General features: G+C 73.3%; 20 protein-coding genes. 9 read left to right on the forward strand and 11 right to left on the reverse strand.

Going from position 1 to position 23,539, the window contains the following annotated elements:
* Positions 1 to 8: 8 nt before the first annotated feature.
* Complete coding sequence (locus ACRB68_RS15175; RefSeq protein WP_153533111.1) at positions 9 to 2,306, reverse strand: serine/threonine-protein kinase; 2,298 nt, start codon at positions 2,304 to 2,306, stop codon at positions 9 to 11.
* Positions 2,303 to 3,532, reverse strand: coding sequence for a hypothetical protein (locus tag ACRB68_RS15180; protein WP_328594238.1), 1,230 nt, complete (start codon positions 3,530 to 3,532; stop codon positions 2,303 to 2,305). The genes ACRB68_RS15175 and ACRB68_RS15180 overlap by 4 nt, the downstream gene beginning before the upstream one ends.
* Positions 3,533 to 3,869: 337 nt before the next feature.
* Between ACRB68_RS15180 and ACRB68_RS15185 the strand changes: the two genes are divergently transcribed.
* Both ACRB68_RS15185 and ACRB68_RS15190 read left to right on the forward strand, forming a co-directional pair.
* Entirely contained in the window at positions 3,870 to 5,186 is a 1,317-nt protein-coding gene (locus ACRB68_RS15185; RefSeq protein ID WP_153533112.1) for a hemolysin family protein, read from the forward strand.
* A gap of 155 nt (positions 5,187 to 5,341) precedes the next feature.
* Positions 5,342 to 6,355 carry a hemolysin family protein gene (locus ACRB68_RS15190; protein WP_153533113.1) on the forward strand — a complete coding sequence of 338 codons (1,014 nt, stop codon included), beginning with the start codon at positions 5,342 to 5,344 and terminating at the stop codon, positions 6,353 to 6,355.
* Between the two features lie 3,170 nt (positions 6,356 to 9,525).
* On the opposite strand, the gene ACRB68_RS15195 is transcribed toward ACRB68_RS15190, so the two are convergent.
* Complete coding sequence (locus tag ACRB68_RS15195; RefSeq protein WP_328594239.1) at positions 9,526 to 9,975, reverse strand: phage holin family protein; 450 nt, start codon at positions 9,973 to 9,975, stop codon at positions 9,526 to 9,528.
* A gap of 49 nt (positions 9,976 to 10,024) precedes the next feature.
* On the opposite strand from ACRB68_RS15195, the gene recQ reads away from it, so the two are divergent.
* Positions 10,025 to 11,992, forward strand: a complete 1,968-nt coding sequence (recQ, locus tag ACRB68_RS15200; RefSeq protein ID WP_153533115.1) for a DNA helicase RecQ — start codon at positions 10,025 to 10,027, stop codon at positions 11,990 to 11,992.
* Here the strand turns inward: recQ and ACRB68_RS15205 are convergent.
* Positions 11,977 to 12,747 (reverse strand): class I SAM-dependent methyltransferase, encoded by a 771-nt coding sequence (locus tag ACRB68_RS15205; RefSeq protein ID WP_153533116.1) that lies wholly within the window; start codon positions 12,745 to 12,747, stop codon positions 11,977 to 11,979. The two genes, recQ and ACRB68_RS15205, sit on opposite strands and share 16 nt — an antisense overlap.
* A gap of 79 nt (positions 12,748 to 12,826) precedes the next feature.
* Here ACRB68_RS15205 and ACRB68_RS15210 point away from each other — a divergent pair, with 79 nt between their 5' ends.
* Entirely contained in the window at positions 12,827 to 13,036 is a 210-nt protein-coding gene (locus ACRB68_RS15210) for a hypothetical protein (RefSeq protein ID WP_153533117.1), read from the forward strand.
* A 4-nt stretch (positions 13,037 to 13,040) separates the two neighbouring features.
* Here ACRB68_RS15210 and ACRB68_RS15215 read toward each other — a convergent pair whose 3' ends face one another.
* The 5 genes from ACRB68_RS15215 to ACRB68_RS15235 form a co-directional block, all read right to left on the reverse strand.
* Positions 13,041 to 13,970 (reverse strand): DMT family transporter, encoded by a 930-nt coding sequence (locus tag ACRB68_RS15215; protein WP_153533118.1) that lies wholly within the window; start codon positions 13,968 to 13,970, stop codon positions 13,041 to 13,043.
* A 132-nt stretch (positions 13,971 to 14,102) separates the two neighbouring features.
* Positions 14,103 to 14,264 (reverse strand): hypothetical protein, encoded by a 162-nt coding sequence (locus ACRB68_RS15220; protein ID WP_153533119.1) that lies wholly within the window; start codon positions 14,262 to 14,264, stop codon positions 14,103 to 14,105.
* Between the two features lie 133 nt (positions 14,265 to 14,397).
* Entirely contained in the window at positions 14,398 to 15,672 is a 1,275-nt protein-coding gene (locus tag ACRB68_RS15225) for a hypothetical protein (RefSeq protein ID WP_153533120.1), read from the reverse strand.
* Between the two features lie 309 nt (positions 15,673 to 15,981).
* Complete coding sequence (locus ACRB68_RS15230) at positions 15,982 to 17,259, reverse strand: pentapeptide repeat-containing protein (protein ID WP_153533121.1); 1,278 nt, start codon at positions 17,257 to 17,259, stop codon at positions 15,982 to 15,984.
* 215 nt (positions 17,260 to 17,474) lie between these two features.
* Positions 17,475 to 17,963: a hypothetical protein gene (locus ACRB68_RS15235; protein ID WP_153533122.1), complete on the reverse strand. Its 489-nt coding sequence runs from the start codon at positions 17,961 to 17,963 to the stop codon at positions 17,475 to 17,477.
* A gap of 291 nt (positions 17,964 to 18,254) precedes the next feature.
* On the opposite strand from ACRB68_RS15235, the gene ACRB68_RS15240 reads away from it, so the two are divergent.
* Positions 18,255 to 19,121: a class I SAM-dependent methyltransferase gene (locus ACRB68_RS15240; RefSeq protein WP_207709701.1), complete on the forward strand. Its 867-nt coding sequence runs from the start codon at positions 18,255 to 18,257 to the stop codon at positions 19,119 to 19,121.
* Here ACRB68_RS15240 and ACRB68_RS15245 read toward each other — a convergent pair.
* Positions 19,079 to 19,471 carry a hypothetical protein gene (locus ACRB68_RS15245; protein WP_153533124.1) on the reverse strand — a complete coding sequence of 131 codons (393 nt, stop codon included), beginning with the start codon at positions 19,469 to 19,471 and terminating at the stop codon, positions 19,079 to 19,081. The two genes, ACRB68_RS15240 and ACRB68_RS15245, sit on opposite strands and share 43 nt — an antisense overlap.
* A gap of 330 nt (positions 19,472 to 19,801) precedes the next feature.
* Here ACRB68_RS15245 and ACRB68_RS15250 point away from each other — a divergent pair, with 330 nt between their 5' ends.
* The 4 genes from ACRB68_RS15250 (at position 19,802) to ACRB68_RS15265 (ending at position 23,055) form a co-directional block, all read left to right on the forward strand.
* A complete protein-coding gene (locus ACRB68_RS15250) occupies positions 19,802 to 20,392 on the forward strand; it encodes a hypothetical protein (RefSeq protein ID WP_153533125.1) in 591 nt (196 codons plus the stop codon).
* Positions 20,393 to 20,545: 153 nt separating this feature from the next.
* Positions 20,546 to 20,992 carry a DUF5666 domain-containing protein gene (locus tag ACRB68_RS15255; RefSeq protein WP_153533126.1) on the forward strand — a complete coding sequence of 149 codons (447 nt, stop codon included), beginning with the start codon at positions 20,546 to 20,548 and terminating at the stop codon, positions 20,990 to 20,992.
* 9 nt (positions 20,993 to 21,001) lie between these two features.
* The gene (locus ACRB68_RS15260; protein WP_153533127.1) at positions 21,002 to 21,697 is read left to right on the forward strand and encodes a response regulator transcription factor; all 696 of its coding nucleotides are present in this window, start codon (positions 21,002 to 21,004) and stop codon (positions 21,695 to 21,697) included.
* Positions 21,694 to 23,055: a sensor histidine kinase gene (locus ACRB68_RS15265; RefSeq protein WP_153533128.1), complete on the forward strand. Its 1,362-nt coding sequence runs from the start codon at positions 21,694 to 21,696 to the stop codon at positions 23,053 to 23,055. The genes ACRB68_RS15260 and ACRB68_RS15265 overlap by 4 nt, the downstream gene beginning before the upstream one ends.
* Here ACRB68_RS15265 and ACRB68_RS15270 read toward each other — a convergent pair.
* Positions 23,040 to 23,510 (reverse strand): macro domain-containing protein, encoded by a 471-nt coding sequence (locus ACRB68_RS15270; protein ID WP_153533129.1) that lies wholly within the window; start codon positions 23,508 to 23,510, stop codon positions 23,040 to 23,042. The two genes, ACRB68_RS15265 and ACRB68_RS15270, sit on opposite strands and share 16 nt — an antisense overlap.
* Positions 23,511 to 23,539 lie beyond the last annotated feature (29 nt).

The raw sequence follows: 23,539 nt of genomic DNA on the forward strand, positions 1-23,539 counted from the left end.
CCTGCGGGTCAGAACAGCGTGCGCGGCCGGACGGCGTTGGCCCGTTTGACCATCGCGTGCCGGTCGCCCGGGGTGTCGGCGAGCTTGGCGAGCGTCCGGTAGGTCTCCTCCAGCCGGCGCCGCAGCGCCGGTTCGGTCAGCGGGACGCCGAGCAGCCGCCCGCGCGCCCGGCGCCCGGTGCGCACCCAGGCCAGCGCGGCCTCCAGCAGCTCGGCGGCGAACCGGGCGCGCCGCTCGGTGCCGAGCCGCAGCGCCTCCAGCCGGCGGCCGGTGCCGGTGAGCAGCGCCTCGTCGAACTCCTGCGGGCGGCGGTTGCGCACGACGGTGGCGACGGCGGCCAGCTGCGCGGCGACGTAGTGCGCCGAGATGCGCGGGACCGAGTCCAGCACCCGTTCGGCCGCCGCCGGGTCGCCCGCGGCGAGCCGCGCCCGCGCCACCCCGAACGCGGCGCTGACGAACGTCTCGTCGGTGCGCCAGACGGCCTCGTAGTAGTGCTCGGCCTCGGCGCCCTCGCCGCGGCCCTCGTGCGCGAAGGCGAGCGCGAGCTTGGGCGCGGTCTCGCCCGGCATCAGGTCGTACAGGTCGTCGAAGATCTTGGCGGCGTCGGCGCTCCGCCCGGCGGCCAGCGCGCGCACGCCCCGGTACCAGTCGACGCGCCAGTCCTGCGGGCAGTCGGCGGCGAGCTCGTCCAGCAGGCGGGCGGCCTGCGTGAAGTCGCCGATCTCGATCTGCGCGCGGACGAGCGCGAGCCGCACCTCGGTCGACGACACCGGCGCGGCGGCCAGCGCGGCGGCAAGGTCGCCGGGGTCGCGGGCCGACAGGCCGCGCAGGAACGCCGCCGCCGGGTCGCCGCCGTAGACGAGCGGGACGGGCAGCGCGGCGGCGGCCGCCGCCGGGTCGAGCGGGACCAGCACCCGGCCGTCGGCGCCGTCGTCGAGGGTGTCGGTGCCGGCCGAGGAGCGCTCGGGGCCGAACAGCGGCGACGGCGCGGGCCGCGGCTGCCCGTCCTCGGCCGACAGCACCTCGCGCAGCACCCCGGTGAGCTGCTCGGCCATCTCCCCCGCCGACTGGAACCGGCGTGCCGGGTCGGGATGCGTGGCGCGCCGCAGCAGCCGGTAGTACGACTCGTAGCGCTGCAGCAGCGGCACCTCCTCGCGCGGGGGGAGGCTGCGCAGGTGGCGGCCGGTGTAGCCGCGGAAGGGGAAGCTCAGCACGGCCAGCGTGCGGCCCACGGTGTACAGGTCCGAGGCGATCGTCGGGCCGCCGGTGCCGATCTCGGGCGCCTGGTAGCCGGGCGTGCCGAAGATCGGGCTGTTGGCGTCGAACGCGCGCCGCACCCCGCCGAGGTCGATCAGCTTCAGCTGCTCCTCGGACTGGATCGCGTTGTCGGGCTTGAAGTCGCAGTACAGCAGGCCGACGCCGTGCAGGTAGCCGAGCGCCTCCAGCACCTCCAGGCCGTAGGCGATGACCTGGCCGAGCGGCAGCGCGGCGTCCTCGCCCTCCTCGGCGCGGCGCCGCAGCAGGATGTCCTTCAGCGACTCGCCGCCGACGTACTCCATCACGATGTAGCCCGAGCCGCCGTGCCGCACGAAGTTGTAGATCTTGACGATGTTGGGGTGCTCGACCTCGGCGAGGAAGGCGCGCTCGGCGGTCGCGGCGGCCATCGAGTCGGCGTCGCCGGTGTCCAGCAGCCCCTTCAGCACCACCCAGCGGTCGCTGACGTTGGCGTCGCGGGCCAGGTAGACCCAGCCGAGGCCGCCGTGCGCCAGGCAGCCGAGCACCTCGTACTGGTCGGCGACCCGCTCGCCGGCGACCAGCTTCGGCGCGAAGGAGAACCGGTGCCCGCAGTTGCGGCAGAACCCCTCGGTGCGGCCCGGCCTGCCCTCGCGGCTGCGCCCCACCGGATCGCCGCAGCGGCTGCAGTACCGCCGGTTCTCGGGCACCTCGGGCTTGGCCATGACCTCCAGCGAGGGGTCGCGGTAGGGCACCGAGGGCACCTCCACCAGCCCGGCGCCGAGCTTGCCGCGCCGATGCGAGCCGGTGGAGCCCGACCCGCCGGTGCCGCGCGAGGCCGTCCGGCCCGCCGTCACCGCCGACCCGGCGGCGCTCACCGGGGTGGCGGGCGTGGTCGGCGCGACCCCGACCATCGCCATCGACTCCACCGGCCGGGCGAGCTGGGACGGCTCGCGCGGCGCGACGACCAGCGGCGGCGCGACCGGCAGCGGCGGGGGCGGCGCCATCCCGCACACCTCGCAGAACCCGTCCTCGACGGTGCCCGCGCAGCCGGGCTGGGTGCATGCCGTCATCGCCGCGCCGCCTCGCTCTCGCTCGCCCTGATCGCACGCTGGTAGTCGGCCACGGCGGCGGTCGCCGCCCGCAGGTCGCACGGCGCCGTCCACAGCAGGTCGCGGGCACGGGCGTGCAGCCGGGCGAGCGTCTCGTCCTCGGCGAGTCCGAGCCGCGCCGCCTTGGCCTGGTAGGCGCCGAGCCGCCCCCGCAGCTCGGCGCGCCGGTCGAGGAGTCCGCTGCTGAGACGCAGATGCTCGGCGGCGCGTTCCCGCGCGTCCGCGATGGCCGCCTCCAGCGCCTGGGCGCGGCCCGCCAGATCGGTCCAGCGGCCCGCCTCGCGCAGCGCGCCGAGCGCGGCGAACCGGTGGCGCAGGCCGGCGGCGCGCGGCTTCAGCGCGGGCGGCCCCGCCGCCTCGATCTTGCGGGCGGCCGTCTCCGCCGCCTCCAGTGCGGCCCGCTCGGCCTCCTCGACCTCGCCGACCGCCGCCTCCAGCGCGGCCGCGCGCTCCTCGTAGGAGTCGCGCAGCGCGACCGCCGCGGCGAGCTCGTCGTGCAGCGCGGCGATCGCCGTGCGCAGCCGGTCCAGGCGGCCGGCGTCGGCGGCGAGGCCGAGCGGGTCGCCGCGCACCTCGCGGCGCAGCGCGGTCAGCTCCCGGCCGAGCCGGTCCAGGTCGGGCCGGCGCGCGCCCGACAGCGCGTGCGCGAACCGCGCCGCCGCGCGCCAGCCCTCCTCGGCCTCGCCGAGCGGGCCGGCCAGCTCGCCCCACGCGGCGTCGGCGGCCGCGACCATCTCGGCCGACCGCTCGAACGCCTCCGCCATCAGCGCGACGGCCTCGTCCAGCGTGACGCGCTCCTTCGGCGGGCCGAGCAGCGTGCGGCGGTCCAGCGGGATCTCCCCGCCGGGCAGCTCCACCGAGTCGCCGGTGAGCAGCCGGGTCAGCTCCGCGCGGACGGCGCCATCGGGGCGGGCGTGCGCGGCGCGCAGCGCGGCGGCCCCGTCCAGCACCTGCCGGTAGGCGTCGTACAGGCGCCACAGCAGCGCCATCCGCGCCTTGGTCTCCTCCCAGCGGCGGCCGGTCTCGCCGGTGAGGCTCGCGCCGCCGAGCAGCCGCAGGCCGTCGTGGGCGTCCAGGTCCAGCAGGGAGGCGGCAATGCGCTCCTGGTCGGCGCGCAGGGACGTCAGGGCACGGTCGATGGCCTCGTCGCCCATGGGCGCGGCGGCCCCGGCCCCGCTCTCCGTCACATCGGCCCCGCGTTCGGTCTCCAGCGCTGCGCCAGTACGGCCATGATCCTGCGGTTTCCCTGCACACAGTGTGTTCGGTGACACTTTTCGAGACAAGCGCTCTGGTGCACCGAAGAATTCACCAGCCCCAGGAGCAAAGGCCACAAAGCACACACCGCGATGTGGCCGATGGCCGCCATCGGCCATCCGGGACGCTCCATGATGAGGCGTTCGTCACGCGCGTGTCGCTTGTGCTCCGGGAACCACCTGGTGTGGAGTGACGTTCCGTAAGGTGAACCGGTTGCGAAAGGAGTGGTGAGTCCGCAGTGTCGGACCCTAGTCATAGACCTGGTGTCCCATGGTGAGCGCGATCCTCGGCGTCCTCGCCGTCATCCTGCTCACCGCCGCGACGGGCTACTTCGTCGCCCAGGAGTTCGCCTACGTCGCCGCCGACCGCGTCCGGCTGGCCCAGGCCGCCGACCAGGGGGACGCCGCCGCGCGGCGCGCCCTGAAGGTCGTCGGGCGGCTCTCGTTCATGCTGTCGGGCGCGCAGCTCGGCATCACCATGACGACCCTGGTGGTCGGCTTCATCGCCAAACCCGCCCTCGCCGGGATCATCGCGCCGCTGCTGCGGGCCGCGGGCGTCCCGGACGGCGCGACCGGCGCGATCGCCCTCGCCACCGGCTTCGTCCTCGCCACCCTGATCCAGATGGTCCTCGGCGAGCTGTTCCCCAAGAACCTCGCGCTCGCCAAGGCCGAGACGCTCGCCCGCGCGCTCGCCGCGTCCACGCTCGTCTACCTGACGGTCGCGGGCCCGCTCATCCGGCTGTTCGACAAGGCCGCCGACAGGCTGCTGCGCTCGGTCGGCGTCGAGCCGGTCGAGGAGCTGCACAGCGGCGCGACGCTGGAGGAGCTCGGCGACATCATCGGCCGCTCGCACGACGCCGGCCATCTGCCCGCCGACCTGTCGGGCCTGCTGGAGCGCGCGCTGTCGTTCGGCGACCGCACCGCCGACGAGGTCATGGTGCCGCGCCCGCAGGTGAGCGCGCTGGCCGGCGACGCGACCGTCGCCGACCTGGTCGCGGCGATCCGCGACACCGGCCACACCGACCACCCCGTCTACGGCCTGGAGGTCGACGACGTCATCGGCGTCGCCGGCGTCCGCGAGGTCGCCGACGACGCGCTGCCGCGCGACACCCCGCTGCGCGAGGTGGCCCGCCCGGCGCTGCTGGTGCCCGGCAGCCAGCCCCTCTACGGCGTGATCGACCGGATGCGCGACTCGGGCGAGGAGTTCGCCTGCGTGGTCGACGAGTACGGCGGCCTGGCCGGCATCCTCACCTTCGAGGACGTCGCCGAGGAGCTCGTCGGCGAGATCGACGACGAGACCGACGTGCGCGCCGACCTGCCCTGCGTCACCGCCGACGGCGGCTGGCTCGCCGACGCGGGCCTGCGCGTGGACGAGGTCACCCGCTTCACCGGGCTGCCGCTGCCCGAGGGCGACTCCTACGACACCCTCGGCGGGCTGATCATGGCCGAGCTGCGCCGGCTGCCGAGCCCGGGCGACCGGCTCACCGTGGCGCCGGTCGAGCTGGAGGTGGTGTCGGTGCGCCGCCGCGTCCCGCACCGGGTCCGGCTGCGCGCCGTCTCCCCCGAGCCCGTCGCGACGGGGGCTTAGGGCGTGCCTCCCAGGCCCACGTCCTACCGCGCGAAGCCCGGGCGGCCCCTGGCGGCGTCGCCGCCGGTCGCCGGCCGACACGACCCCCTCCTCCGCCTTGCCAGGAACCACCTGGACGCCGCTCGCCACGAACAGGACCTAGGAAACACGCCCGCATGGACCCGCTGACCTCACTGGCGATCACCGTCCTGCTGCTGCTCGGCAACGGCTTCTTCGTCGCGGCCGAGTTCGCGCTGGTCGCGGCCAACCGCGGCCAGCTGGAGCGCGCCGCCGCGACCGGCAGCCGCCCGGCGCTGGCCGCCGTCGCGGGCGTCCGGGAGCTGTCGCTGATGCTCGCCGGCGCCCAGTTCGGCATCACCATGTGCTCGCTCGGCCTCGCCATCGTCACCGAACCGGCCGTCGAGCACCTGCTGGAGCCGCCGCTGCACGCGCTCGGCGTGCCCGAGGCGGGGGCGAAGGCGGTCGCGCTCGCCGTCACCCTCGCGCTGATCACCTTCCTGCACATGGTGATCGGCGAGATGGCGCCGAAGTCGTGGGCGATCGCGCACCCCGAGCGGTCGGCGCTGCTGCTGGCGCTGCCGTTCCGCGCGTTCGCCAAGGTGTCGCGGCCGATCCTGGCCGCGCTGAACACCGTCACCAACGGGCTGCTGCGGCTGCTCGGCGTCACCCCGCGCGACGAGCTGGAGAGCCACACCGACCCGCAGGGGCTCAGCCACCTGGTCGGCGAGTCGCGGCGGCTCGGCCTGATCGGGCGCAACGACCACGAGCTGCTGCGCCGCGCCATCTCGGCGCGGGAGGCGACGGTCGGGCCGCTGGTCGTCCCGGCGGCGTCGGTCACCACGATCGACGCGGCGGCGACGCCGGCGCAGATCCGGCGCACCGCGACCGCCAGCGGGCACAGCCGGCTGCTGGTGCGCGACGGCGCGGCGACGGTCGGCATCGTGCACGTGCGCGCCGCCGTCACCGAGCCGGACGGCGACCGCCGCGCGGCCGGGCTGGCGCACCCGGCGCCGTCGCTCACCGCCGGCACGACGGTGCTGGACGCGGTGTCGCGGATGCGCCGGGCGCGCGCGCAGCTGGCCGTGGTGCAGGACGCGGACGGCGGTTTCGCCGGCATCGTCACGCTCGACGACCTGCTGGCCGAGCTGCTGGCCGTGAACCCGCGCTGAGCCCCCTCTCAAGATCAATGGGCTGTGAGACGTTAGTCGGGGGCAGTCGGGGAGACATATCGCCCGAAGCAACCGGGAGCGGGATGGCAGTGGAACTGCACGACGAGGTCGAGAAGAACTACGGGCCGCTGGCCGCTTTCTACGAGCGCCTGCATGCCGAGCACGGCACGAACGCGATCGGCTGGGCCCCGCACGTGGCGGCGCTGCGCGCGCTGCTGGCCGGGGAGCGGCCCGACCTGGCGGCCCTGCTGCTGTCCCCGGCGGACTCGGGCGCGCAGTTCGTCGAGTCCGCCGACCAGGCCGGCGCGGCGCTGGAGGCGGCCCGCGAACTGGTGGACGCCGGGGAGCGGGTGCTGCTGATGGCGCCGCCGGAGCGGCTCGCCGAGATCGTCCAGGCCCTGGAGGCCGCCGGGTCGCCGCTCGCGGTGCGGCTGGCCGAGGAACCGGCCGAGCCCGGGCCGGCCCGGCCGGCCCCGGCCATCGCGGGGCGGGGCGAACCGGGCTCCAACGGGACGATCGAGTTCCGGCCGGTGACGAGCCCGGCGGAGGCCGCGCAGATCATCGAGGCCGTCGAGGCGGCCTCCCGCCCGGACCGGCCGTCCAACGGGACGATCGAGTTCCAGGCGGTGCGGCCCGCACAGGAGCCGCCGTCTGTCCGGACGATGCCGCTGGAAGAACTCCCGCCGGCCGCCGGCACGGCCTCACTGCAGGAAACGCCGACCGAGGCGCTCTCGCCGGTGACCGCCCCTACCGACGAGCTGGGGACACCGCCCGAAGCGGCCTCCCCAGCGGAGCCGCCGGCCAACGCGCCAACACCCGACGAAACACTGCGGGCAGAGCTCTCACCCGGCACGCCCCCGCACAGCGGGGCACTGCCCGAAACGCCCTCGCCCAACGAGACACTGCGGGCAGAACCGTCGGTCGAAACGCCCTCGCCCGGCGGAGCACTGTCAGTTGAAGCGGCCTCCGCAACGCCCTCGGCCACCGAGACGGTGCCGGCAGAGGCGCCGGCCAACACCCCTCCGGTCAGCGGGTCGCTGCCAGTAGCGGCGGCGGGCGAAACGCCCTCGCCCAGCGGGACACCGCCGGTTGAAGCAGCCTCCGCAACGCCTCCGACCAGCGGGACGCTGCCGGTAGCGGCGCCAGCCGAGACGTCCTCGCCCGGCGGAGTACCGCCGGTTGAGGCGGCCTCCGCAACACCCCCGGCCACCGAGACGGTGCCGGCAGAGGCAGCGGCCGACACACCCTCGCCCAGCGGGACGCCGCCCGTAGCGGCGTCGGCCGACGCGCCCTCTCCGAACGAGACGTTGCCGGTGGAGGCGTCCTCCGAAGGTTCCCAGGCCGGTGGGACACTGCCGATCGAAGCCTTGTCCGAAACGCCCCCGGCCAGTGGGGCACCGCCGGTGGAGGCGACACCCGGAACGTCCCCGGCCGGCGCGACGCTGCCGGTTGAGATGTCAGCCGACGCGCTCTCGCCCAACGGGATACCGCTGGTGGAGGAGCCGCCCGGAACGCCCCCGGCCGACGCGACGCTGCCGGTGGAGCCGTTGCCGGTGGGCGCGCTCGCCGCCGAGGCGGCGCCGCGGGCGCCTGAGACGTGGGTGCGGGACGTCGTCGTCCGGCCCGTCGGGGACGCGTGGCAGCAGGCGTGGGACGCCGAGGAGCGGCTGCTGCGGCGAGGCCTGCTCTGGCTGGAGCAGTGGCCCCGCGACCTGGCGAACCAGGAGACGCGGCAGGCCGATCACGCACGGCACCGCGAAGAGCTGAACGCCGAGCTGGAGACGCTGGAGCAGCGCCTCCAGGGGCTGCGCGGCGAGCTGGAGACGGCCGAGCGGTCCATCGCCGAGGCCACCGTCGAGTGCGAGCGGCTGGAGGCCGAGCGCGCCGCCGCCGCCGAGGCCGTCGCCGGGCCGCGCGAAGAGGCGCAGCGGCTCCAGCAGGACGCCGACGCGGCGTCGAACCAGGCCAAGCAGCTGTCCGCCGTCGCCGAAGAGGCCTACACGCTCTGCACCAGCATCGACGAGCGTTCCGCGCGCGCCCATGCCGAGCTCCAGGCCGCGCGGGAGCAGGAAAGCTCGCTGACCGAGCAGCTCGCCCGCGCGCGCGCCGAACTGCCCGTCGTCGCCGAGGAGGCCGAGCGGCTCGCCGCGCAGGACGCCGACGCCGTGGCCGAAGGGCATGCCAGCTACTACCGGCTCGCCGCCGCCGAGTCGGCGCTCAGCGCGATCCGGCAGAAGCTGACGCTCGGCCAGCGCCTGCACGTCGCCGCGCCGCCGGAGGATCTGAAGCGGCTGCGCGAAGAGGTGCGGACGCAGACCCGCAAGGCCGACGAGGCCGCCACGCGGGCCCGCGGGATCAAGGAGGCCGCCGAGCGGGCCGAGCACCGGCGCGGCCAGATCGACCGGTTCCTGGCCGAGGGCGGCGCCGCGCTCACCGCCGCGCAGGAGGCGCAGGTGCGGCTGGACGCCGAGCTCACCCGGCTGACGGCCGACCGAGAGACGGCCGCCGCCGCCCACCGCGAGCGGGCCCGGCAGGCGGCCGAGGCGGTGGATCGTGCCACCCAGTCCAGCGCGTCGGCCCGCTACGCCGAGCAGGCCGCGCGGGCGCTGGAGGAGCGGCTCGCCGCCGCCACCACCGCGCACGAGGTGGCGCAGGCCGCCGCCGAACGCGCCCGCCAGGACGCCGAGGCCGCCGCCGGGCGGCTCGCCGAGGCCGAGGCGGCGCTGGAGGCCCGGCGCGGCGAGGTCGCCGGGCTGCTGGCGGCCGACGACGCCGAGGCCGAGACGATGCGCGCGGCCGCGGAGGAGTCGCGTGCCAACGTCCGTGAGTTCTGCGGCGAGGAGCCCGACCCGGCGCGGCTGGCCGACCACCAGCGGCGGGCGATGGAGCGCATCGAGCGGCTCGCCGCGCTGCGCGCCGACCCCGCCGGCCTGCTGCCCGCCGCCGGCCTGGTCTGCGGGACGCCGGTCACGATCGGCGCGGCCGCCCCGGCCGGCTTCGACGCCCTGGTCGTCGCGGGCGCGGGCGCGCTCACCGAGGCCGAGGTGCTCGTCGGCGCCGCCCGCGCCCGGCACTGGGTGCTGACCGGCTCGGACGCCGACCACCCGCCCGCGTACGCCGAGTACGGGGGCGAGCGGCCGGGCTCGCTGTTCGCGCGGCGCGGGCAGGGGTCAGTCGTCGTCCCCGCCGAGGAGCAGGTCCAGGATCCAGCCGACGACGCCCACGACGATGGCGCCCCAGAAGGCGGCCCAGAATCCGGACACGTGGAAGGGCAGGTCGAGCCGGTCGGCCAGGAAGCTGGTGAGCAGCAGCAGGAGGGCGTTCACCACGAGGCCGAACAGGCCGAGGGTGAGCACGTAGAAGGCGCAGCCGAGCGTCTTGACGATCGGCTTGACGACGGCGTTGACCAGCCCGAAGACGATCGCCACGCCGACCAGCGTCAGCACGCGGCGCCCGGCGGTGTCGCCGTGGACCGCGATGCCTGAGACCAGTTCCGTCGCCGCCCACAGCGCGGCGGCGGTGATGCCTATCTTGAGAAGAATGCGCACACCCCGATCATGGGCCGGGGCGGCCTGATCCGGCATCCCTCCCCGAAACGATTTCCGCGCCCGCGGGGTCATCACCCGGGACGAGCCGCATATCGTCCCCGGCGGCTCGTACTATGGCCCGATGACTTCCCCCGACGTGGACGAGACCCTGCGGACGCTCCAGCGCGTGTTCGGCTACGACGCGTTCCGGGGCGAGCAGCAGGAGGTCATCGACCACGTCGTCAACGGCGGTGACGCGCTCGTCCTGATGCCGACCGGCGGCGGCAAGTCGCTGTGCTACCAGATCCCCGCGCTGGTCCGGCCGGGCACCGGCGTGGTCATCTCCCCGCTGATCGCGCTGATGCAGGACCAGGTCGACGCGCTGCAGGCGCTCGGCGTCCGCGCCGGGTTCCTCAACTCCACCCAGGACCTGGACGAGCGCCGCGTCATGGAGGCGCGGTTCGCCGCCGGCGAGCTCGACCTGCTCTACCTGGCGCCCGAGCGGCTGCGCGTCCCGGCGACCGCCGCGCTGCTCGACCGCGCCAAGATCTCGCTGTTCGCCATCGACGAGGCGCACTGCGTGTCCCAGTGGGGGCACGACTTCCGGCCCGACTACCTCATGCTGTCGGGCCTGCACGAGCGCTGGCCGGAGGTGCCGCGCATCGCGCTCACCGCGACCGCCACCCCGGCCACCCGCGAGGAGATCGCCACCCGGCTGAACCTGACCGGCGCGCGGCACTTCGTGGCCAGCTTCGACCGGCCCAACATCCAGTACCGGATCGAGCCGAAGACCGACGCCAAGCGCCAGCTGCTGCAGCTGCTGCGCACCGAGCACGAGGGCGACGCGGGCATCGTGTACTGCCTGTCGCGCAGCTCGGTGGAGAAGCACGCGCAGTTCCTGTCCGACAACGGCATCGAGGCCGTCCCCTACCACGCGGGGCTCGACGCGCGGGTGCGCGCCGAGAACCAGTCCCGGTTCCTGCGCGAGGACGGCCTGGTCGTCGTCGCGACGATCGCGTTCGGGATGGGCATCGACAAGCCCGACGTCCGGTTCGTCGCGCACCTGGACCTGCCCAAGTCGGTCGAGGGCTACTACCAGGAGACCGGCCGCGCGGGCCGCGACGGCCTGCCGTCCACCGCGTGGCTGGCCTACGGGCTGAACGACGTCGTCAGCCTGCGCAAGATGATCGACGGCTCGGAGGGCGACGCCGACCACCGCCGCCGCCTCAGCCAGCACCTGGACTCGATGCTCGCGCTCTGCGAGACCGTGGAGTGCCGCCGCGTCCAGCTGCTGAACTACTTCGGGCAGGACGCCGCGCCGTGCGGCAACTGCGACACCTGCCTGACGCCGCCCGAGACCTGGGACGGCACCGTCCCGGCGCAGAAGGCGCTGTCCACGGTGGTGCGGCTGAAGCGCGAGCGGCGCCAGCAGTTCGGCGCCGGGCACATCATCGACATCCTGCGCGGCAAGAAGAACGCCAAGATCATCCAGTTCGACCACGACGCGCTCAGCACCTTCGGCATCGGCGCCGACCTCAGCGACGCCGAGTGGCGCGGCGTGATCCGCCAGCTGCTCGCGCAGGGCCTGGTCGCCGTCGAGAGCAACTACGGCTCGCTGGTGGAGACCGAGGCCAGCGCCGGGGTGCTGCGCGGCGAGCGCAAGGTCATGATGCGCCGCGAGTCCGAGCGCACCAGGGCCGCCGCCGCGAAGACCAGGACGGCCAAGGAGCGCAAGGCCCCGGTCGACCTGCCCGCCGAGGCCGCGCCGGTCTTCGAGCGGCTGCGCGCCTGGCGCGGCGCGGCGGCCAAGGAGCAGGGCGTCCCCGCCTACGTGATCTTCCACGACGCCACGCTGCGCGAGATCGCGACGGCGCGCCCGGCGTCGCTGTCGGCGCTCGGCGGGATCAGCGGGGTGGGCGAGAACAAGCTGGCCAAGTACGGCGAGCAGGTCCTGGAGGCCCTCGCCGAGTTCGGCGACGCCCCGCCCGCCCCGGCCCCGGCGCCTGCACCGGCGCCCGTCCAGGCCGCGGTGCCCGCCCCGGCACCGCCCGCCGACCCGCCCTACTACGACGACCTGCCGCCCGAGCCCGACTTCTACGAGTACGAGTAGCCGCGCACCGCCCGTACCGCGAGGGTGACGATGGGCAGGTCGAACTCGCCCTCGGCGGTCTCGGGCGTGGCGCGCAGGTAGGCGAGCACGCGGTCCAGGAGCGCGGCGCGTTCGCCCTCCTCCAGGACCAGCGCGTGCGAGTGGGTGCCGACGGTCGCGGTCAGCGACTCGGCGGTGCGGCGCTGCGCGTGCGGGAACTCGGCCCGCTCGACCTCGGGGAACCAGCGGGTCGGCGGGAGCCGCTTCGGCCGCCACCGCTCGAACGAGACGCCGCTGCGCGCGGCCTCCTTGAAACCCGCGACCCACGGCACCCGGTCGTCGTCGAGGTTCCACAGCCCGGCGAGGACGCCGCCGGGGGCGAGCACCCGGTGGATCTCCGGCAGCGCGCGGTCCAGGTCGAACCAGTGCATGGCCTGCCCGACCAGGACGGCGTCCACCGACCCGTCCGGCAGCGGGATGTCCTCGGCGCCGCCCTGCTCGGCCCGCACGCCCGGCAACCGCCGGCGCAGCTCGGCGAGCATCTCGGGATCGGGCTCGACGGCGATGACGTCCCGGTCCAGCAGCGCCTCGGTCAGCTTCCCGGTACCCGCGCCGAGGTCCAGGACGCGCCGTCCGGGCGCCGCCTCCAGCGCCCACCGCACGGCCGCCTCCGGGTATCCGGGGCGTTCGGTGGCGTAGGCGGCGGCGTTCCCCCCGAACGACGCGGCCCGGCGCGCGACGAGATCCCGGTCGGCGCCGGGAAAAGCGTTCTCCATATCCCCAAAACTACGGGTCTGGGGCACCCTGGATGCGTCGCCGGCCCCCGGAAGCGAAGTGATCATGGCTCCTGAGGACATGCCCACCGAAGGTCCGCCGAAGCGGCTGCTGCGCTGGTGGCACCACGTCGCCTCCCTGGCCGTCGCGGTCGTCATCCTCGTGTGGGGGCCGTGGGAGCCGTGGTTCCGCATCGTGGCCGCGGTCACCACCGTCGTGCTCCCGCTGCTGTGGGAGCAGGCCGCGCTGTGGGACGCCAGGCGCCGGCGGCGGTCCGGCGACCGCCGCTGACACCTCAGGCCGGGACCAGGGCCTTAGGGTCCTCGACGGCGACCGGTGCCGCCGCGCGGCGGCCCCAGAACGTGCCGGCCAGCACCAGGCAGGCACCCACGTAGCCGAGCGCGCCCAGGTCGTCGCCGCCGACCGCAACGCCCACGACGGCCGCCCAGAGCGGCTCGGTGCCGAGCAGCAGGCTCACCCGCGACGGCGAGGTGCGGCGCACCGCCCACATCTGCACGAGGAACGCGAACAGGGTGCAGCCGAGCGCCAGGTAGACCAGGTCCAGCCAACCCAGCGCGCCCAGGGAGGCGGCGGCCTCCCACGGCGGCGTCCCGGCCCAGGGAGCCAGCAGCGCGAAGATCCCCACGCACGTGCCGAGCTGCACGAAGGTGAGGGCGCCGTCATCGGTGTCGCGGACGGCGGGCAGCCGGTGCATCAGCAGCACGTTCGCGGTCCGCACGCCGGCCGCCAGCAGCATCAGCACGTCGCCCGCCGAGGGCGCGGTGAAGCCGGCGCCCTGGGTGAGCAGGCCGACGCCGACGACCGACAGCGCCGCCGCCGCGACGAAGGACCCGGTCGGCCGGGTCCGGTTCAGCGCCGCCTCGGCCAGCGGCGTGAAGATCATGGTGAGGCTGATGATGAGCCCGGCGTTGGTCGCCGAGGTGTGCACCACCCCGTAGGTCTCCAGCAGGAAGATCAGCGCCAGCACCAGGCCGAGCAGCACCCCGCCGCCGATCTCCGGCCGGGTCAGCCGCCGCAGCCTGCGCCGCGCCGCGACCGCGAGCGGCGGCAGCGAGATGGCGAACCGCAGCAGCAGGATCGCGATGACGTTGGCGCCGTCGGTGATCTGCTTGGTCGCCAGGTAGCTGGAACCCCACACCACCGCGACGAGCAGGACCGGGACATCGACCAGCAGCGCACGGCGGCCGGCAAGGGGGGACGGCATAGGGGAGCTTCCTCAAAACGTGGGAACAGCGGCGGAACGAACCGTCAGCGCGCCACGTTGAGCGCCCACGCCCTCAGCACACCGAGGACGTGCAAGAACATACCGTGCCCCGGTCGCCGATCACCTGCCCGCTCAGGACGCCAGGCCGATGCACCACTGCAGATCACCTCCCAGAACCTGCGGGCAGGTGCCGCGCCGGAGCCGCACGGTGACCTGCTTGCGCGAGTAGTCGCCGGTCACGGAGACGAGCGGCAGGCCCTCCCGGCGCAGCCCGGCGTAAGCCAAGTGACGCATCGAGCAAGCCCTTTGTCCCGCCGCGTGCCGCAGGAACGACAAACGCCTCTCACCCCTGGACGCGAACCTGCCAAAGGACCGGTCCAGCCGATAGGGAACCATCCGAAGAAAAGGAATGGCGGTGAACGCGGAATCAGCGTGATACGGCCAGGGTCCACTCTTCGTGATCCGCGAGGACCTGCAGGAGTGCGCCGTGCCGCAGCCGCACTGAGCCGCGCTGCGGCCGTACCGAAGTCCGCCGTCGCGGTACGGAGGCGATCAGTTCGCTCTCCCGATGGAATTCGCCGTCCAGCCGGTGCAGCTCGAACCACTGCCCCGCCCACGAGGCGTCGATCATCGCGTCGGGGCCCGTGTAGCGGACGACCTCGTCCCCGCGCCCCTTGATGTCGGTGTCGAAGTCGCGGATCTCGGCGGCCTCCGTGACGACGATCCGCCACTTCCCCTTGGCCTGAATCGACATCAGCGCCGGACCGCCCAGCGCCACACATCCGTGATGCGAGCTTGCAATCTGTTCCAGCCAGCCCAGATCGCGCGCGAGACCGACCACCTCGAACCCCGGTTCGGCCTCGATGAAGGCGATGCCCTTCGGGCCGCGGTAGAAGAGGACGTCGTCTCCCTCTCCTTCGGCCTGGGAGGTGAACCGCGGCACCCCGCCGGCGTCGTGCAGCGAAATCGCCCAGGCGCCTTCGGCCTCGATCCTGAGGTGACGCACCTCCCACAGGCCGACGACCTTCCGACCGCCGGTGAAGACGGTCTCTTCGGCCTCCCCTTTTCGGTGGCGCAGCAGTTCGACCCGGATCGCGCCGTGGTCTCCGGCCGTCATGAGGACGTGGTCTGGCAGCCCTTCCGGCAGAGGGACGACCGCGTTCCCGGCGCCGTTCAGCACGTGCAGCGGCGGCCCGGGGTCGTCGATCCGTGCCAGCCGCTCACGCTCTCTGGCCCGCCAGGAGTCGCTCCTGTCGATCCGCGAGTCTCCGTAGAGCCTCATCTCCAGGCGCCGCAGCGCGGCCAGCGCGTCGCCGGTCGCATCGAGCGCCTGCGAGCCGTGCCGCAGCCGCGCCGCGTCGGCCCGCCGTTGCAGGGCCTCCCGATGATCCTGCACCGCGTCCGGGGCCACGCCTTCCCGCTGCGGATCGAAGTCGAGCCCGCCGAGAACCTGGTCGAATTCGACCATCTCTTCTTTGGCCAGCGAGATCAGGGAAAGCCGCTTGTCCGCTCTCTTGAATGCCAGCCTGGTGGCGATGAAAAGACCTGCGTTCACGATAGCGAGGAGGCCCGTCCACCAGATGCCAAGTCCGCCCATGAGGACGAACACGAGAACGACGGAGAGGAGGCCGAGGACCGTCCAGTAGAGTTCCCGCAGCGGGCTCCGGTAGAACGGGTTCAGCCAATCGGGAAAATCCTCCATAAACTCGCACCTCTTTACCTGATATAAGTCGATTGCGTTCGTCGCGGAAGGCACGAGCTGAGGTCGCAACAAAACCCCCAAAGTACCCGTAGGCTACATCGGGGGATCAGGCACGCCTGCTTCACCCGGCCGCGCAAGAGGCCGTCGCCCCTGCCGGCACCACGGGCCTGCACAGAATCGGCCTGTACGCCATCGCGTCCTCCTGGACTTGTTGAACGGCAAGGCCCGGCACCACGTTTTGAAACACCCTGGAAGCCGCGAATATCCGGCTGAACGAGATCATCTAACGAGCGTTGAGAAACGATCGTTTTACGACAGGTGATCGGCCATGCCGTCCGGCAACCCTTCCGGCCGCCGGCCGACGGCATCCGTGAAGTCGATCGTGCCTCCATCGAACCCCGCGTCAGTGAAGTCGACCCTGCCGCCCACGAACCCCACGCCCCTGAAGTCGACCCTGCCGTCCCCGAATCCCACGCGCCCGAAGTCGACCTTGCCGTCCCGGAACCTCGCGTCCCTGAAGTCGACCGTGCCGCCCTCCAAGCTCGCGCTCCTGAAGTCGACCGTGCCATCCTCCAAGCTCACACACCTAAAGTTGACCGCGCCGCCCACGAACCGCGCACTCCCGAAGCCGACCGCGCCGTCCCTGAACAGCGCGTCCCCGAAGTCGACCATGCCGTCCTTAAGCCGCACACGCCCAAAGGCGACCGTGCCGCCCTCGAGCCGCGCATTGGTGAAGTCGACCGTGCCGCCCAGGAATCCCGCGCTCTCGAAGTCGACTGTGCCGCCCTTGAACCGTGCACCGGTGAAGTCGACCGTGCCGCCCCTGAACCGCGCACCGGTGAAGTCGACCGTGCCGCCCTCGAACTGTGCATTGGTGAAGGTGAGGGTGCCGCTGGTGATGTGGATATTGCGCAGGTCGCCGCCGTCGAAGGCCACGTCGGTGAAGTCGAAGTCGTGGCCGTCCCAGGAGACGGTGGCTTCGGGGCGCAGGTGGTTGCCGATGATGCGGATGATGGTGTGGCGGACCTCGCGGATCGCCCGGTACCGCTGGCGCGCCTGGAGGTGCTCGGGGGCGTCGCCGGGGTCGGGGTCATACGGCAGGCGCAGGTAGGCGCACAGGACGTCGATGCAGGTCTGGCGCAAGGCGCGGGTGGGGGCGTCGTCGGCCAGGCCGGCCAGGGCGTGCACCCCGCCAAGCTGCACCGCGGGTGAGGCGTCGCCGAGCTGGGCGACGGCGGCGGTGAAGCGGTCGCTGTGCAACTTGGTGTTCTCGCGCAGCGCGGCGTTCTCCTCGGTGCGCTGCTTGCGGTAGGCCACCACCAACGCAACCAGACCACCCAGACCGGCCACGACCGCGAACGACAACTTCACCAGATCGAACAGCACCGATGAGGAGATCTGCTTCTCGCGCTTGACGCCGTGCACGTCCAGCAGGTCCAGCCCCAGCCACAACGCGCCCGCCGCGACCGCGACCGCGGTGACGAACGTCCCCGACAGCGCCACCCACACCGGCACCAGCCGCGCCGGCCGCCGCCATCCGTCGCCGTCGCCGTGCCGGCGAAGCCACCCTTTCCGCTGTCTGGCCATGGTGCGGCGCCCTTCCGGTCAGGGCCCGCAGCACCGGGCCGCCCGCTGTTTCGACGCGCCCCTCCAGCATCGCGTTCACGCCCTGGTGGAGGCGGATACTCAGATCCCAACCGCCCACAGGGGCGTTCGTCTCCATGAGGCGGGTTCCGGTGGGGACGCGCCGCTGATCGAACGGCTGGGCGAGCGCGTGATGTGGAATGCCGAGGGGTCGCTGCTTAGGGCTGATGGTGCAGAACCGTGGTGAAGCCCTCGCTGCCGTAGAGCGACTCGTAGCCGATCTGTAGCTGTAGTCGGTTGTCGATCAGCTCGGAGAACCACGCGTGCTCGGCGCGGTCCCAGTCCTGCAGTTTCAGCAGGAACGTCTCGTAGCCGGCCGGGATCGCCCTGCCGGGGCGGAAGGTGGCGGCCTCAGGCCGGACCGGCAGCGTGCTGCGGAGCCGGTCAAGGCTGGGGCGGTCCCAGTCGCCGAACGGCCGTCCGTCCAGCACCAGCTCGATGCGGGTGATGATCGCCGGGCCCATGCCGCGGTTGACCAGGACGATCCCGGCCGGTCCGCCGTCGGTCTTGGTGAACCACAGCTCCAGCAACGGCCGCACGGCGTACCGGTTGTGCCGGCGGGTGGCCCGGGCCTCCAGGAAGGACACCCCCAGAGACAGCACGGCGATGAAGGTCGCACACGTGGCGATCACGGTATTGGCGTCCACCGGCACTCCTGCCCTCGACACCGCTGTTCGGCGTTCAAGTTCGACCACGCAGGACCACGCCGGGTTCCACACGTCCCGGTGCTGCACCGCATCTGGCTCATAGACGGGGCTTGAGCAGCAACCGAACGGCCAGTCACGTTAAGGAGCCCGGGGCCCGTCTTAGCGTGACTGGCCGTTCCGATGCAGGCGGTGGTCTCGTAAGGGGCCTTCGGGGAGGCTAGGTGCAGCGCTTAGTGGTAGGTCGTGGTGTTTGTCTGAATTACATGACCTTGCCTCTTGCCGCGGCGGGACGTGCGGCTCGCCATCGCGACGGCACGGCAACAGCCGCGGCAGAATGGTGCGGTGGCGGATTCGAATCGACGTGACCTCGGCCGCGTGTTCAACGAGGTGCCAGAGCTCTACGATCGGGTTCGGCCGACATACCCCGACGAAATGTTCTCTGACCTCGTCTCCATCACGGGCATGGACGAGTGGTCGTCGGTGCTTGAGGTGGGCTGCGGTACCGGTCAGGCGACGCGCTCGCTGGCTGCGCTCCGATGCTCGGTGACCGCGATCGAGCCGGGTGCGGAAATGGCCGTACTCGCTCGCCAACGGCTCGCCGCCTTCCCCAGCGTCGAAGTCGAGACGTCGACGTTCGAGGAGTGGAACGACCGCGGTAGACGCTTCGATGTCCTCGTGGCCGCGTCAGCATGGCATTGGGTGGATCCATCGATTGGCTGGCAGCGAGCGCACGACATGCTCCGTCCCGGAGGTTGGATGGCGCTGCTCGGCAACATCGTTGTCCGCCGGCCAGGAGAGCCGGAGGTGTACGCCGAGACCGCCGATCTCTATGAGCGGTACTCCCCGGGGAACCCCGACTGGGGTCATCCGCCACTCGAGGATGACGTGCGCACCACCGACGAGGGTTGGGGACCGGTTGAGGATCCCGGCGACTTGTTCGGCCCAACGATCGTCCGCTGGTATCCGACCGTTCAGGCGTTCGACGGGAACGGTTTCGCCGATCTCCTTCGCTCGACGTCGCCGTTCCGAAGGCTTGACCACGACGTCCGCGAGCCCCTGCTCGACGCCATCGCCGAGCGCATCCGCACACGGATGGGCGACCGAGCATCCCGCCGTTACCTGAGCGTTCTCCGTATCGGACAGCGCGCCGGGCGGTAATGACCGGTCGGCGGGTCCGTGGACGCGGCCGAGCGGTACCTGGACTGATCGGCGGGCGGCGTCCCGCAAGTCGCCGGCCGGGCCGCCGCCGCCGGCGCGATCAGGTCGTCCAGCGCCTGGTGCAGCGGCTCGGCGCACATCACCGGCACCGGGACGCCCAGGGCGGCCGTCGCGTCCACGACGTCCTCCACCACGTCGAACAACTCGTCGGTGTCCGCCTCGGCCGTGCCGTCGTCGGCAGGCCCGTTCAGGGTTCGCGAGAGGCGGCCGAAGACCGGCGGCGCCTCGGCCGGCAGGGCCTTGGAAGGGAAGTAGGCCAGCAGGTCACGGGCGACCTCGATCAGCAGCACGGGCGCGTCGCCGGTCGCGATCTCCCGTGCCGCCTGCAGCCGCTCCAGGGCGGGCCAGAGCGGATGCAGCCGGCCGGCAGCATCCGGGCGGCGTGCTCGCCCAGGACGGCGTCGGCCGTGGCGAACACCTCGCCGACGTCCAGGCCGCGCTCCTCGCCTCGGGGCTTGAGCAGCAACCGGACGGCCAGTCGCGTTAAGGAGCCCGGCGGGACACGCCTCGGGACAGGTGCGCTCCCTGACGTCGGCCTTGCCCACACCCAGAGAACCGTGCCTTGCAGGATGTCCGGCCTTCCGCTTTCCCGTGGCGGGAAGATCTCTCATCCTTAAGCCATGGCCGCAGTCATGAGTCTGATCGGCGCGCTTGTGGGCGCCTTCATCGCCACTACCGGGCAACTCGCCATCACCCGTGCCACCCGACGCGACCGATGGGCCGACAAGTTCCACCAGCGCTGCGCACAGATCTATGCGCTGGAACGCGAGTGTGACCTGGCCGTTGCCCACATCCTGAACGGCGAGGGCGCCGATCGTCTCGACGCGTGGGACTTCGCCACCCGGCGCATCGCCGAGGCCGAGATCCTTCTGCTGACCGGCGACGTGGAGCTGACCCGCGCCTTGACCGACCTCACCACCGCCGGGGTCCGCCTCTCGGCGCAAGCCCGCGCAATGGCCGCCGGAGGCGGAGATCAGGACCAGGTCCAGGCACGGCGCGCCGAACACGCCCAAGCATTGATCCGCTTTGCTGAAGCCAGCCGTCGGGGGCTGGGAGTGGATTCCGTCCTGACCCGCAGACGCGCCAGGCGTCTGCTGCCGCCCACCCGCGAGAACGGTTCCTTGCCTCCTGCAGGATGGCCGATCGGGCCCACCGGAGGCAGCGGAGCCTTCCTTCCGGACCGCGCCCAAGGCGACCAGCAGGTCCGGTGACCGTCAACGCGCTGCGGCCGGCCGCGTCCGTCGACAGCGCATAGATCCGGTAAGGCGTTCAAAGTACTGCGAACTCCACGCCGAACGCCCTCTCAGGGTTCTCCCAGCCTTAGCCGGGGGCTGTTGCCAGCCCGGCCGGGTTCACTGAGGAGCATGAGAGCCAACAAGAAGATCGTCGCCGCCGGTGCCGCGGGGCTGCTCGGGCTCGGCCTGGCCACCGCCGTTCCCGCCCTCGCCGACCCGTCGCCGTCCCCCTCCGCGTCCGCCAAGGACCACCGCGAGCACCGCCGCCACCCCGGCATGCGCGCGATGCACGGCCTGCGCGGTGTGCACGGCGAGGCGACCGTGAAGCGCAAGGACGGCTTCCACGTCGTCGGCTGGCAGCGCGGCCAGATCACCGCCCTGTCCGGCGGCACGCTGACCGTGCACAGCGAGGACGGCACCGACTGGCAGTGGGCGGCCAACGCCCAGACCCGCGTCCGCAAGGACAAGGCGAAGGCGGACATGTCCGCGCTGGCCAAGGGTGACAAGGTGGTGGTATTCGGGGAGAACAACGGCGGTACCCGCACGGCGAAGGTCGTCCGGGTGACGCAGAAGTAGCGGAGGCGCATGAACGACGACCACCGGGTGCTCGTCGTGGACGACGAGGCCGGCATCCGGGACCTGATGTGCACGGCGCTGCGGTTCCACGGCTTCCGGCCGGTCACCGCGGGCACCGGCGCCGAGGCGCTGCGCGAGGCGGCGGCGCGGCGGCCCGACCTGGTGCTGCTCGATGTCATGCTGCCCGACATCGACGGGTTCGAGGTCTGCCGCCGGCTGCGCGCCGCCGGCGACGACGTCCCGGTGATCTTCCTGACGGCGCGGGACACCCCCTCCGACACCGTCACCGGCCTCACCCTCGGCGGCGACGACTACGTCACCAAGCCGTTCTCCATCGAGGCGCTGATCGCCCGCGTCCGCGCGGTGCTGCGCCGCACCGCCCCGGCGGGCGGCGCGGCGCCGGCCGCGGGCGAGGTGCTGCGCAGCGGCGACCTGGAGCTGAACGAGGCCGACTGGACCGTGCGCCGGGCGGGCACCGAGGTGGACCTGTCCCCGACCGAGTTCCGCCTGCTGGCCCACCTGATGCGCAACGCCGGCCGGGTGCTCAGCCGGGCCCAGCTGCTGGAGGCGGTGTGGGGCTGGGACCAGCACGGCAGCCCGCAGGTGGTGGAGACCTACATCAGCTACCTGCGCCGCAAGCTCGACCCGCTCGGGCCGCCGCTGATCCACACCCGCCGCGGCATCGGCTACATCCTGCGGCCATGACGCTCAACGCCCGGCTGCTCACCGGCCTGCTGTCGGTCACCCTCGCCGGCCTCCTGGTGATGGGCGCGGTGAGCGGCCTGGTGCTGCACGGCTACCTGATGCACCGGGTGGACGGCCAGCTCCAGGCCACCCGCGACCGCGCCGTGCCGCGGCTGCTGCGGCCCGGCCTGCCCGAGCAGGGCGTGGCGCCGGCGCGGTTCGTCGTCGCGCACGTCACGGCGGCGGGGCAGGTCCGCATCCTCAGCGGCCCCGACCCGGACCCGTCGCGGGCCGCGGCCGAGCTGCGGGAGCTCGGGCCGGGCGCGCTGGCCGAACGCGCGGCGAGCCTGGAGCCGTTCTCGCTGCCGGGCCTGCGCGCCGTCGCCCGCGCGGGCCGCAACGGCAACACCATCGTGGTGGCGGCGCCGCTGGACGAGGTCCGCGCCGCCGTCCGCAACCTGGTCCTCACCGAGCTGATCACCGCGCTGGTGCTGCTCGCCGTCCTCGCCCTGGTCGGCCGGCACCTGATCCGGCGCGGCCTGCTGCCGCTGGACCGGATGGCGGCGACCGCGCACGCCATCACCGCGGGCGGCGACCTGCGCGCCCGCATGCCGTCCGGTCCCGGCGCGCGCACCGAGACGGGCCGGCTCGCCGCCGCCATCAACGTCATGCTGGACCGGATCGAGCAGGCGTTCTGGGCGCGCAGCCGCTCGGAGGCGCGGGTCCGCGAGTTCGCCGCCGACGCCTCGCACGAGCTGCGCACGCCGCTGACGACCATCCAGGGCTACGCCGAGCTGTACCGGCACGGCGCGCTCGGCCCGGCCGAGCTGCCCGCGGCGATGGCCCGCATCGAGGCCGAGGCGCAGCGGATGAACAGCCTGGTCACCGACCTTCTGGAGCTGGCCCGGCTGGACCGCGAGGCGACCTTGGACCCCGCCGCCGTCGACCTGGTCGCGCTGGCCCGCGAGGCCGTCCGGGACGCCGGGGCGGCCGGTCCGGCGCCGTTCGCCCTGGACGCCCCGGACGCGCTGGTCGCCACCGTCGACGAGGCGCGCGTCCGGCAGGTCCTGGCGAACCTGCTGGCCAACGTGCGGACGCACACGCCGCCCGGCACGCCCGCGACCGTCCGGCTGTACCGCGCGCCGGACGCGGTCGTCATCGAGGTGGCCGACGAGGGTCCCGGCATGCCGCCGGACGACGCCGCCCGCGCGTTCGAGCGGTTCCACCGCGCCGGCCGGGCCTCCGGATCGCCGGGCGCGGGTCTCGGGCTGCCCATCGTCGCCGCGATCGCCGCGGCCCACAACGGGCGTGCCGAGCTGCTGTCCGCGCCGGGCAAGGGCACGACGGTCCGGGTCACGCTTCCTCAGGCGACGTCGTAGACGGTCACCTGGACGTCGCGCGCGGTCAGGTTCCGTTCGACGAGCGGTTCGACCAGCTCCCACCGGCCGCCCGCCAGCCCGCACCCGATGCGCGGCATGTGCACGCTCGCCCCGAGTTCGAGGGCCTTGTCACCGAGCGCGGCCAGGCACGTGTCGAGGGCGTCGTAGCGGATCGGCACGCCCTTGCTGCCGCGTTTGGTGCCCCGCTGCCCGATCATGTTCGCGACCCAGGTGTACCGGTCGACCTGCACGAACTGCACCGCGCCGAGCGCGAAGCCGTCGCGGGAGCGCCGCCAGGCCCGGTAGGCGCGCTCGGGCTCGTCCCAGCGCCGTGACAGCGCCAGGACGAAGCCCTTGCCCCAGCCGCCCAGGTCGTTGCAGACATGGGCGATGATCTTCACGCCCTTCGCCTGCGGGCTGGTGGCGTCGCCCTGGATGTAGCGGATGCTCCCCATGGCGCCGACCTTAAAGATCGACTCGGACA

Origin of the sequence: Actinomadura macrotermitis (assembly GCF_009604375.1) — a bacterium.
GTDB lineage: Bacteria > Actinomycetota > Actinomycetes > Streptosporangiales > Streptosporangiaceae > Spirillospora > Spirillospora macrotermitis.

Excerpts from the sequence above, each read along its gene's own strand:
- ACRB68_RS15255 (WP_153533126.1), top strand. The coding sequence starts at position 20,546 with ATGAGAGCCAACAAGAAGATCGTCGCCGCCGGTGCCGCGGGGCTGCTC.
- ACRB68_RS15220 (WP_153533119.1), bottom strand. The coding sequence starts at position 14,264 with ATGCGTCACTTGGCTTACGCCGGGCTGCGCCGGGAGGGCCTGCCGCTC.
- ACRB68_RS15230 (WP_153533121.1), bottom strand. The coding sequence starts at position 17,259 with ATGGCCAGACAGCGGAAAGGGTGGCTTCGCCGGCACGGCGACGGCGAC.
- ACRB68_RS15210 (WP_153533117.1), top strand. The coding sequence starts at position 12,827 with ATGCCCACCGAAGGTCCGCCGAAGCGGCTGCTGCGCTGGTGGCACCAC.
- ACRB68_RS15195 (WP_328594239.1), bottom strand. The coding sequence starts at position 9,975 with ATGACCCCGCGGGCGCGGAAATCGTTTCGGGGAGGGATGCCGGATCAG.
- ACRB68_RS15190 (WP_153533113.1), top strand. The coding sequence starts at position 5,342 with ATGGACCCGCTGACCTCACTGGCGATCACCGTCCTGCTGCTGCTCGGC.
- ACRB68_RS15215 (WP_153533118.1), bottom strand. The coding sequence starts at position 13,970 with ATGCCGTCCCCCCTTGCCGGCCGCCGTGCGCTGCTGGTCGATGTCCCG.
- ACRB68_RS15265 (WP_153533128.1), top strand. The coding sequence starts at position 21,694 with ATGACGCTCAACGCCCGGCTGCTCACCGGCCTGCTGTCGGTCACCCTC.
- ACRB68_RS15185 (WP_153533112.1), top strand. The coding sequence starts at position 3,870 with ATGGTGAGCGCGATCCTCGGCGTCCTCGCCGTCATCCTGCTCACCGCC.
- ACRB68_RS15225 (WP_153533120.1), bottom strand. The coding sequence starts at position 15,672 with ATGGAGGATTTTCCCGATTGGCTGAACCCGTTCTACCGGAGCCCGCTG.
- ACRB68_RS15260 (WP_153533127.1), top strand. The coding sequence starts at position 21,002 with ATGAACGACGACCACCGGGTGCTCGTCGTGGACGACGAGGCCGGCATC.
- recQ (WP_153533115.1), top strand. The coding sequence starts at position 10,025 with ATGACTTCCCCCGACGTGGACGAGACCCTGCGGACGCTCCAGCGCGTG.
- ACRB68_RS15205 (WP_153533116.1), bottom strand. The coding sequence starts at position 12,747 with ATGGAGAACGCTTTTCCCGGCGCCGACCGGGATCTCGTCGCGCGCCGG.
- ACRB68_RS15175 (WP_153533111.1), bottom strand. The coding sequence starts at position 2,306 with ATGACGGCATGCACCCAGCCCGGCTGCGCGGGCACCGTCGAGGACGGG.
- ACRB68_RS15270 (WP_153533129.1), bottom strand. The coding sequence starts at position 23,510 with ATGGGGAGCATCCGCTACATCCAGGGCGACGCCACCAGCCCGCAGGCG.
- ACRB68_RS15250 (WP_153533125.1), top strand. The coding sequence starts at position 19,802 with ATGGCCGCAGTCATGAGTCTGATCGGCGCGCTTGTGGGCGCCTTCATC.